Source organism: Vibrio sp. V39_P1S14PM300 (genome assembly GCF_009904765.1).
GTDB lineage: Bacteria > Pseudomonadota > Gammaproteobacteria > Enterobacterales > Vibrionaceae > Vibrio > Vibrio proteolyticus.
In genome coordinates, this window is sequence record NZ_WXWP01000315.1 from 1 (window position 1) to 10150 (window position 10150).

7 protein-coding genes and 1 pseudogene are annotated in these 10150 nt (G+C 48.0%); 4 read left to right on the forward strand and 4 right to left on the reverse strand.

All coding sequences use genetic code 11. From position 1 onward, the window contains the following. Nucleotides 1-52: 52 nt before the first annotated feature. The 3 genes and pseudogenes from CAG65_RS22285 to CAG65_RS16125 form a co-directional block, all read left to right on the forward strand. A pseudogene (locus CAG65_RS22285) lies at nt 53-691 on the forward strand (metallophosphoesterase); the annotation flags it as partial. 485 nt (nt 692-1176) lie between these two features. Beyond that, complete coding sequence (locus tag CAG65_RS16120) at nt 1177-2538, forward strand: type II toxin-antitoxin system HipA family toxin (RefSeq protein WP_161454285.1); 1362 nt, start codon at nt 1177-1179, stop codon at nt 2536-2538. Then, entirely contained in the window at nt 2523-3005 is a 483-nt protein-coding gene (locus CAG65_RS16125; RefSeq protein WP_161454286.1) for a helix-turn-helix transcriptional regulator, read from the forward strand. Before CAG65_RS16120 ends, CAG65_RS16125 begins: the two co-directional genes overlap by 16 nt. A 271-nt stretch (nt 3006-3276) precedes the next feature. Here the strand turns inward: CAG65_RS16125 and CAG65_RS16130 are convergent, their stop codons facing one another. The 4 genes from CAG65_RS16130 to CAG65_RS16145 form a co-directional block, all read right to left on the reverse strand. Then, nucleotides 3277-5226 (reverse strand): methyl-accepting chemotaxis protein, encoded by a 1950-nt coding sequence (locus tag CAG65_RS16130; RefSeq protein WP_161454287.1) that lies wholly within the window; start codon nt 5224-5226, stop codon nt 3277-3279. A gap of 247 nt (nt 5227-5473) precedes the next feature. Beyond that, entirely contained in the window at nt 5474-5842 is a 369-nt protein-coding gene (locus CAG65_RS16135; RefSeq protein ID WP_161454288.1) for a hypothetical protein, read from the reverse strand. Nucleotides 5843-5990: 148 nt separating this feature from the next. Beyond that, nucleotides 5991-7454 (reverse strand): BCCT family transporter, encoded by a 1464-nt coding sequence (locus CAG65_RS16140; RefSeq protein ID WP_161454289.1) that lies wholly within the window; start codon nt 7452-7454, stop codon nt 5991-5993. A 173-nt stretch (nt 7455-7627) separates the two neighbouring features. Then, nucleotides 7628-8527, reverse strand: a complete 900-nt coding sequence (locus CAG65_RS16145; RefSeq protein ID WP_161454290.1) for a LysR substrate-binding domain-containing protein — start codon at nt 8525-8527, stop codon at nt 7628-7630. A gap of 109 nt (nt 8528-8636) precedes the next feature. Between CAG65_RS16145 and CAG65_RS16150 the strand changes: the two genes are divergently transcribed. Further along, the gene (locus tag CAG65_RS16150) at nt 8637-9896 is read left to right on the forward strand and encodes a D-amino acid dehydrogenase (protein WP_161454291.1); all 1260 of its coding nucleotides are present in this window, start codon (nt 8637-8639) and stop codon (nt 9894-9896) included. The last annotated feature ends 254 nt before the right edge of the window (nt 9897-10150 follow it).

Consider the following 10150-nt stretch of genomic DNA (forward strand, 5'->3'; position numbering starts at 1 on the left):
GGGGGATACTGTACGCAAATGACACATTTACAAACTCAGCTAGGTGGATACATTGAAATTTTACGCGGTATCTGATTTGCACTTAGATTTACACGGCATACATCGAAGCTTCTGACATAATTTCGATAATGACGCGGTTTTGATTATTGCTGGTGACACGGCAAATGCGCTAAATGGAATTGCGTATATAAAAAATGTTCTTTGTTCTTATTTTAGAGCCGTTGTCCTCATTGCGGGAAATCACGAATGGTACAGCAGTAAAAGTAAATCTTACCGTTCTGGCTATCTGCGCAAACAAGATTCAATAAGATCCACAGACAGTAGATACTCCCCAATAGAAAAGCTTAAGGTGCATAGTGACACAACTAAGAATTTGTTTTTTCTGGATAATGAGTCAATTAATTTAGATGGGTGTAGCATTTATGGAGGAACACTTTGGTTTCCTATCCACACATACTCGTCTGCACTGATTGATGCGTACTCAGAACTGATGAATGATACAAAGTACATCAGCCATCAAATGATTGAAGAGCAGCACAAAGCATTCATTAACAACTTTCCATAGAAAGTTGATCTAGCAATATCTCACCACCTTCCCTCTAAAGAAGCTTTTGCTTTCGAGCAAAATGCCAGCAGCGATTATGCTCCGTATTATCATGCAGGGTTGAGTAATGAGTTGATCTCAAGAGCTAGCCAACACTTCGGCATCTGAAAGTCCGCTAGGGCTTTCTAACTTCGCTCATTGCTCACCTTGTGAATAAGACCCTAGGAATTATGTACAGGTTCATCATCTATCTGCACAGCAAACAACACTTTTATGCGCATTAAAAAGTAACGTTCAAACACTTTTACGCGCATTAAAGTGTATTAACTGTATTTTTGTATGTAGCAGCCATTCTTAATCTCCTCATTCACTTTGTTCATTTAAGGCAACTGTTCATTTATTATGGACAACCTGCATAACTGAACAAACAATTAACGCCCCACTCCCCATAGCAGCTTTCATAGCTAAAATAATCCATTCTGCTCATCAACAATTTTGACTTACAATCCATGCGTAATCATTTACTCATAAAGAGCCTCGCCACTCATTTATGAGTAAAATTTCACTCATAACTTGAAAAAAAATGACTTTAAGAGTAAAGTTTTACTCATTGATAAGTAGAGGTGTTGTCGATGGAAGAACTAACCGTACAAGCTTTTATCAGAGGTGAATGGATAGATATTGGTATCATCTCATTCCCTAAAAGTAGCCAACATAATTTCCGAGTGACTGAACTCAACTACCTCAGCGACTATGCGCTAGAACATCACGATAAAGATGACTTTCACGCTGTTTCACTAAACCACCCTGTCTCATTCTTTTTTGATGCCATGGGTAAACCTGGATGGTTAAAGTTTCTAGACGATATTATGCCTAGTGGCGCGAGTAGACGATACTGGGTCAAACACCTAGATATTGAAGACCTTAGTTCTGATGAACAAGACTATGTTTTGCTCAAATTTGGCACAATGTCGCCTATTGGTAACTTAAGAATAAAAGACTCTCTTCCTGAGCGCTACGAAGTAGCAGACAACCTCTACTTCTCTGTTGATGATGTTAAAAATCGAGCAGGTGATTTCCTCGACTATGCACAGCAAAGAGGGGCAGCCGCAGGTGGTGCAACAGGGGCTGGAGGTGAAGCGCCAAAACTGATCCTCCGATGTGGTTTCGATCATGGATCTGGCAGCGAAAAAATATGGATTGACCCATACCAAGATGACAATAGCAACCACGACTTACATTACTTAGTAAAGTACCCTAGAGGCTCAAGAAGCACCATCGACTGTAATATTCTAAGAGCTGAGTTCTACTTCTACCACGAGCTAACTGAAATGGGAGTTGAAACGATCTCCACCGACGGTATGCGCTTGGAGGAAGGATTAAACTACCCTTCCTTGTGGCTTCCTCGATTTGATGTTCAAATTATTGAGCAACAAATAGAGAGATTTGGCATGGAATCTGTGTATTCCATTTTGAACAAAGGCGCTGGGGTCACTCTTGATCACGAAACAACAATCCGAACTCTCATAGAAAAAATTACTGAAAGCAATATGGTTAAACACCAAGGGTATAGGTTTGATACCCAAGCTTTCGTCATTGAATGGGTGAAGAGAGATCTACTCAACATCTTGTTTGGTAATAGTGATAACCATGGCAGAAACACTTCATTCTTAAAAGGTGATGGAGTCATAAAGCTTGCTCCCGTTTACGACTTCGCACCAATGAAAGCTGATCCTGAAGGCATTCCAAGAACAACAAAATGGAAAGCCCCACTAGAGGTTGGCGGAACTTACGACTTCGTAGGAATAGCGGACACCTTATCTGATCTCGTGCCAAAAGAAGTGTTATTACAAGAGCTAGAGGTTACTGCAAGTAAATGCATTGATTTAAAGCAGAGACTAGCATTACGAGGAGTACCAGAACAAATCTTAGAGATGCCAGCCGTTGGACTTAATCATATATCAGAAAAGCTCACTAAATGGGGGCTACTATGAATAAGCCAAGCAATAAAGAGTCCGTACAAGATACAGTTGCTCGTCTAAGAGCAAACCGAAATCAACATCAGCCCAAGACTGGGACGAACACAACTCATTCAACCAAAGAACGATCGCCACTTAATACTCCGACTAGATCGAAAACCTCAAAAAACGCCAAAGCAGTAAGTGCAGCAGAACGCAAAACCGAGGCAAACAAAATCATCAAACACTTATTGCTTGGAGAGCTAACACAAGGCCAAGCGTTGAAAAGTTTACGCATTAATATACTGGGACTCAAACAGGATGTGTTCGCAAGACTTGTAGATGTCTCAAGAAAAACACTCTCAGATATAGAGAATGATCGGGGCAGCTACAATACAGAGATTCTCAACAAGGTATTCAAACCATTTGGCTTAAAAGTCGGAATGCTACCGTCTTCTCCCGATGTGTTAAAATCGCTACTAATAGATGGTGAGGCTGGGTAAAATACTCAGTATCAGCGCTATTGCTTTAGATTAAATTGCTATAACAAGCTAGCATTTTTCAATGATTTAGTAATACATGGACGCGGGTTCAGTTCCTTTTGAAGCGGTAAATTGATGTAACATTTGATGCAACACCAAATTGGTAACATCGTTATAAGTTACTGAATTTATGAAAATTGAGAAACCATTTCAACTCCCGCCAGCCCACCAAACGTTTGGAAAGGGCCAACTCGCAAGAGTTGGCCCTTTTTGTTACCTCATGTCCGATGGCTCAGACCTTAAATGTCTCCACGATGCCTTTAAGGTTCATGGCGACTCTGGCTAGTTCAGCGCTGGATGCCGAGGTTTCATGTGCACCGGAAACGTTCTGGTTAGCGATGTCGTTGATGGTCACCAGGCTCTTATCAATGTCGGATGAAACGGTCGCCTGCTCTTCGGTTGCACTGCCCACCGAAGCCGCTTGATCGTATATTTCGCTGACCGCGGCAACAATCTTCTCTATCGTAACGCCAGTTTCACGCACTTGAGACATGGTTTGTTCCGCCACCTGTTTACAGCTATCGATGATCTCTACTGTTTGCCCCGCTTGCGCGTTGACGTTTTTCACCATCTCTTCAATCTGCTCGGTGGATAGCTGTGTCCTTTGCGCCAGGTTGCGCACTTCATCCGCCACCACCGCAAATCCGCGCCCGCTTTCGCCGGCGCGAGCCGCTTCGATTGCCGCGTTCAGAGCCAGCAGGTTGGTTTGCTCCGCAACGCCCCGAATCACGTCCAGTAGGGTGTTGATCTCTTTGACCTGATCGGCCAGTTGTGTGACGTTGCTGTTCCCACTATCAACCTGGTCGACCAACTGATTGACAATCGTCACCGTACTGCGAACCCGGGCGATTTCATGCTGACAAGCATCGTTGGCCACTGAGGAGCTGTGGTACGCTTTGCTGGCACTTTCTGCCACTTCGTGGATGGAGGCAGACATCTCATTCACCGCAGTGACGGCCTGCTCCAGTTCTTGGTTCTGATTGAGCAGATTTTTCTCTGACTGCTCGGTGACCACACTGAGCTCTTCCGATGTGGCCGCCAATTGCGACGCTGAATCACTGATTTCACGGATGATGGTCGTTAGTTCCTGCGTCATTAGACACAAGGCGCCGCGCACGCTGCGGGTGTCGTCGCAAGCTAAATCAATCCGCAAATCACCAGAGGCGACCTGGCTCATTAAGGCTTTCATTTCATCCGGCTCACCGCCCAGTGGCCGCATGACCGCCCGAGTCACCAGCACCGCCGCCCCGAGTCCACCAATGATCGACAGTATCAGCACCACCGAGTTCAGCTTGAGCAATGACCAAATCGGCATTTCGGCTTCGGCCTTGTCCAACTCCGCCATTATAGCCCAACGGTGACCATACGCGTCTACGGGGGCGAACGCGGAAATAACTGGATTACCATTGTAATCATTGACAATATTAAGGTCTGTTTCGCCATTTAGCGCTCGCTTCACCGACAGGCTCGACACCCCATTTTTTTCTACGCTACCGGCAAAGGAGGCTTTGATAGAATGGTTGGCCGGATCAAGGAAAGAATCAGAGCGCATGCGCATGTCTGAGCCAACCAGGTAAGTTTCGCCACTCTCCCCCATGCCACTGCGCAGGTTCATCAGGCTGTTGATGCCCTCAATAGACAGCTGAGTCGCCACCATCCAACGCTCCCCTTCCACACTGATTGGCTTGCCGATAAACGCGGCAGGTTCATTGTTCGACGGCGCATAAGGTGCGAAATCCACCGATGCAAAACTGTTGCCCTGACGTACCTGACTGAATAAATTGCCTAACCCAGATGCCGCATACGGGCCGTTGACCAGGTTGGTACGATAGTCTGCTTCTTTGGCCGCGGTATACACCACATCCCCTTGCTGATTGACGACAAACACGTCATAAAACTCAAGGTTGGCGTTCAGATCCCGCATCAAGGTATCAAACTCAGGACTACCAAAGTTACGCAGGTTAAACGTGATCACCTCGGCAATGGCGCCCATATTGTTTTTGTACCGCTCAAGCAGATTTTCCAGGCGGGCTTGTTTGGTATCTCGCAGAGCAATTAAGCGCTCCTGATTCAGTTGATCCAAACTTTGGGTTGCGCTGTAAGCGGAAACAAACAGCGCCAGCAACACAGGTATAACACTGGCGAACAGCACCCAGCTTTTAACTCGTAGACTGAATTTCATGTCCCCCTCCATTGAGTGAACAAAGGCGATTATTAACCTAGCCTAGTAGCTCAATGTTAAGAACAAAGTTTCATAGTTGCTCGAGTGCGTTTTTTGCTACGTATTTCTCTAATTTAATGAAATATTCATGATGAGGATAGATCAGCAATAACCAGGGAGAGTGATGAATATCAAAAGAGAAGAGAAGAGAAGAGAAGAGAAGAGAAGAGAGCAAGGTGCCAGCCCAGAGCCGGGCTGGCAAACGTGATCAGTTAGGCAAACGATCAACTTCCAGACAGCTGTCGAGATCTTTCAGGTCACAACCTTTGTTGAACCAAGCGTCTTTTTCTTCCTGAACTTGGGCTGTCTGACCTGCTGTACGGCAACCACTGGCGTAACCGGCATCACAACTGCGTTGGTAATAAAGTGAGGCTTGATCTTTTTTACCGCGCGCTTCCAGATCACGCCAGGCATGCATGTAACATGCTTCCCCGTTATCTGATTCACAGCATTGCGTATAGTTCTGCTTTGCTGACGGGCTCATGGCTGAAGTGTCCGCTGAACAAGCCTGAGGCTGTTGAGCGAACGCCGCAGTTGAAGAGAAAAGTGCACATAGCGTAAAAAGTGTTTTCTTCATATCGACGTCGTTAGTGTGTGAGTATTCCTAAGAGCACGAAGCTCCACCATTTTGGCGCACTCAGCATAACGGATAGTACTATTAAGAAACGTTACCTGCTGCGTGATAACGCCCCTAATAAACTACAATTCAATCAGTTAACAAGGGCTTACCCCGATGTCCCTGATAAGCGGCGACGCACCACAGGCAACAGAGGCTCTAACATTACGGCCATCAACTGTGACAATAACACTAGGGTAAACGGGATCGCGCCAGCGATCGCCACCTGCTTGTTGAGATCAACATCATTAATCGTGACCAGAGCAATCCCCATCGTGACCACGATCACCGACCAGGCAATTTTGCTACTGGTTCGCACATCTTCGGTCAACATGCCTGCCGCATAGATCGCAGAATCCGAGCTGGAGATAACAAACGTCAGCAACAATCCCAGCGCCAGCAGCGATAACACATCACTCATTGGCAACGCGGAGAAAAAGACAAATAATCCCTTGGTGTAATCATCATTGACCGCCGCCACAACGCTGTCCAACACGTGACTTTCAAAAACAGCCCCCGCAAAACCAGAAAACCAAAGAATCGACGCTAGGGTCGGAATCAGTATGGTACAAGCCAAAAACTGACGAATCGAGCGCCCTTTGCTGATCCGAGCGATAAACGGGCCGACAAACGGTGCCCAGGCAATCCACCAGATCAGGTAGATCACCGACCAGCCCTGGCTCCATTGCTCGCCACCAGAAATAGCACCAAATGATACCTGAGGCAGTAATTCAACGTACGCCAGCGTCGAGCTCATCAATCGTGTCAGCACCTGGCTCATATTGGTGTTCACAAAGACAAACAGGAACAGGCCGACCATCAGCCAGATGTTAAATGTGCTCAGACGCTGAATCCCCTTCTTCACCCCAAGTGCACTGGAGATAGTAAACAGCAGGCCGATCACCACTGTCATACCAATGCGTATGGCCGTCAGGTCCTGTTCGGTTCCTGTCATACTGCGCACACCCTGCTCGACCAGCGCCATGGTATTGGCCAGTACCCCCGCAATACCAAACAGAATCGCCAACACAGCCACCAGATCAACGATCCGCAGCCACCCCTGTTGTGTGGAACCCGAAAAAGAGGCGCTGATGCGCATCGGGCGCTGTTTGACGTAGGCCAGCCAGCCCATTAGCAAGCCAGCCAATGCATACAGGCTCCAGGCGTGTACCCCCCAATGAAAATAAGTTAACGCCAGCGCTGTATCATACGTATCCCCGACCTGCTCGACTGGCGGCATATTGGACAGGTGAAACACCGGCTCGGCCACACCCCAGAAGATCAGGCCGGAGCCCATGCCAGTAGTAAAAAGCATAATCACCCATGGCCAGAAACCAAATTCCGGCTCACCGTCTCCGAGCCGTACTTTTCCAAGCGGTGAGCAACAGATCGCCATACAGGCAACAAAAGCCAACGTGGATAGCACAATCACTTCATCATCAAGACGGGTTATCACCCACTGGGTCAGGTCGGCCAGACGGTAAACACTGACTTCGGGAAACAAGGTAAAAAGAACAGCGATGATCGCAGCGATCATCATCAACAGGCGCGAGCGGGAAGCGGATGTATTCATAGTATGGTGTTTTTCGCGGTAAGTTCGGGTTTACTCTGCCTACCCAGCGTCGTCAGATCCAACTCGACAGGTTTTTAACTGTCATGCTGTGCATTAGATCACATTATGACAACAACAATGCAAGCAAGGCCCTACGAATATAAAGGCTTTGTTGCTGTGATTCGGCTTAAAACTTACTGGCCGCGCTGCTGACACAGAGCACGCAACCATTGGGTGAAGGTTTCAGTGCTGTCGTTACTTTCACGCGTCAACAGGAAATAGCCGGCATTGGCCGCCAACGGTTGAAATGGTGAAACCAGGCGTCCAGCGTCTAATTCATCACCAATCAGGGCTGTGCGTGCCATTGCCACCCCAACCCCCGCTTCAGCTGCCGACATCGCCATATCCGTTCGATTGAAAAAGTGCCCCCGGTTGGTTTCGATATCCATTCTCTGCTGACTGGCCCAATAGAGCCATTCGTAATCCCTAGGTGCACTTTGCCATGGCATGGCATCATGCAGTAGGGTCACCGCTTGCCAGGCGGCATGAGAACAGGCCAGTTCAGGGTGTCGCTTAGCGTACGCCGGGCTCATAACCGGCAGCAGGTATTCTTCAAACAGCAATTCCGATCCGGCTCGATGATAAGGAAACGGGCCATAGTCAATGGCGAGGTCGTAATCACGGTTATCACTGTCAACCAATGCGCCTTCCGCAAAGGTTAGCACCGGAATGTGTGGAAACTGGCGATGGAAACTTTCCAGACGCGGCACCAGCCACTTGAAAGCGAAGGATGGCGTGAGCTTTAAACGGATTTCGGCAAATGCCTGCTCGGGTTGACGCAGTTTGTCAATCACCCGCTCCAGCTCACTGTAGTGCAGCGTCACGGCGGCGGCCAGCTGCTTACCTTCCGCCGTTAAGCGGATACCACGAGAATGGCGTATAAAAACCTTAAACCCTAACAGCAGTTCAAGTTGCAACAGTTGTTGACTGACGGCTCCGATCGTCAGGTGTAGCGCCTTAGCGGCCTGCGTTAATGTCGAGTATCGGGCCACAACCTGAAACGTGGCCAGTCCGTTGGCTAAACTTCCTTTCACCTGCCATCCTGCGTTTAGAAATTTTAAACACTACCGCTAATTTTTATCGATTGTTACTAAAGTGTAAACCACACATGATTGCGCCAATTAACAATTTCGGAGATTGCCCATGAAAGTCGTGGTTTTAGGCAGTGGCGTCGTTGGCGTCACAACCGCCTGGTATCTGAGTCAGAAAGGCTGTCAGGTGACAGTGGTGGATCGTCAGCCCCGCAGCGGTGAAGAAACCAGCTTTGCGAACGCCGGGCAGATTTCTTATGGCTACTCTTCTCCCTGGGCAGCCCCCGGTATTCCGCAAAAAGCCATGCGCTGGTTGTTTCAGCGCCACGCACCACTCAAAATTGCCCCCAGGATGAATGCTGAAAAGCTCACCTGGATGTCACGTATGTTGGCCAACTGCCAACTTGATCGTTATCAAATCAATAAGGCGCGCATGCTGGCCATCGCCAATCACAGCCGCGCTTGCCTTACTCAGTTGAAGCATACCCATCAACTTGAATTTCAGGGGCGTGAGCAAGGCACTCTGCAAGTCTTTCGTACTGAAAAACAGTTAGCAGCCATCGAAAAAGACATACGCTTGCTGGAGCAATCCGGCACCCGCTATGAATTGCTGGACGTCGACGGTTGTCTGCGTCAGGAGCCAGGGTTATCGCCTGTACAGGAAAAACTCACGGGCGGTCTCTATCTGCCGGATGATGAAACTGGTGACTGTTACCTGTTCTGCCAGCAACTTACCGAGCTGGCGCGCCAGCATGGCGTCACATTTCTGTTCGACACCCAAATTGAATCACTGGAACGTGAGCACAACCGGATCACGGCCGTTGCCACCAAGCAAGGCACACTAGAAGCCGACGCCTTTGTCGTCGCTCTCGGCAGTTACTCGACTCCGCTGCTGAGACCGCTAGGCATCCGCCTCCCCGTTTATCCGGTCAAGGGCTACTCACTCACGCTGCCACTGACGAACCCAGATCTGGCACCACGCTCTACCGTGATGGACGAGACTTATAAAGTGGCCATGACCCGCTTTGATGATCGTATTCGGGTGGCAGGCACCGCTGAATTAGCCGGATTTGATCCTTCTCTGCCTCAAAAACGCAAAGACACCATCGCTATGGTGGTGCAGGATCTGTTTCCACAAGGCGGCGATCTCAGTCAGGCAGAATTCTGGAGCGGATTCCGCCCGATGACGCCGGATGGCACACCCATCATTGGCCGCACACCGCTTGAAAACTTATACACCAATACCGGTCATGGCACGCTGGGCTGGACCATGGCATGTGGCTCTGCTGATCTGCTGGCCGATGTGCTCACCGGCGACAAGGGGTCCCGCCCCGGATTCTGCGATCTGGATCTGTTCCGCTACGCCTCTTGAATAGAATTGGTCATTTTTTAGCCAATCATGCTACCTATCTGAATTTAATCAGCACAAAATTAATGAGTTATCTGGACAGTTTGTGCTGGTTAATTCACTCATATGCATAAAAAATTACTATGAAAAACATCATTAATCGTTGTTTTCTAATTAAGACATCTGCAAATTAACAAAAATTTAGCATTTTGTGTCCATCGTCACGCTATGAAAGATTTGCAGACAAATCTGTTAACAAATGAGTTACAAAAAGATTA

Coding starts and splice junctions, on each gene's coding strand:
- CAG65_RS16120 (WP_161454285.1), top strand. CDS start 1,177: ATGGAAGAACTAACCGTACAAGCTTTTATCAGAGGTGAATGGATAGAT.
- CAG65_RS16140 (WP_161454289.1), bottom strand. CDS start 7,454: ATGAATACATCCGCTTCCCGCTCGCGCCTGTTGATGATGATCGCTGCG.
- CAG65_RS16130 (WP_161454287.1), bottom strand. CDS start 5,226: ATGAAATTCAGTCTACGAGTTAAAAGCTGGGTGCTGTTCGCCAGTGTT.
- CAG65_RS16135 (WP_161454288.1), bottom strand. CDS start 5,842: ATGAAGAAAACACTTTTTACGCTATGTGCACTTTTCTCTTCAACTGCG.
- CAG65_RS16125 (WP_161454286.1), top strand. CDS start 2,523: ATGGGGGCTACTATGAATAAGCCAAGCAATAAAGAGTCCGTACAAGAT.
- CAG65_RS16150 (WP_161454291.1), top strand. CDS start 8,637: ATGAAAGTCGTGGTTTTAGGCAGTGGCGTCGTTGGCGTCACAACCGCC.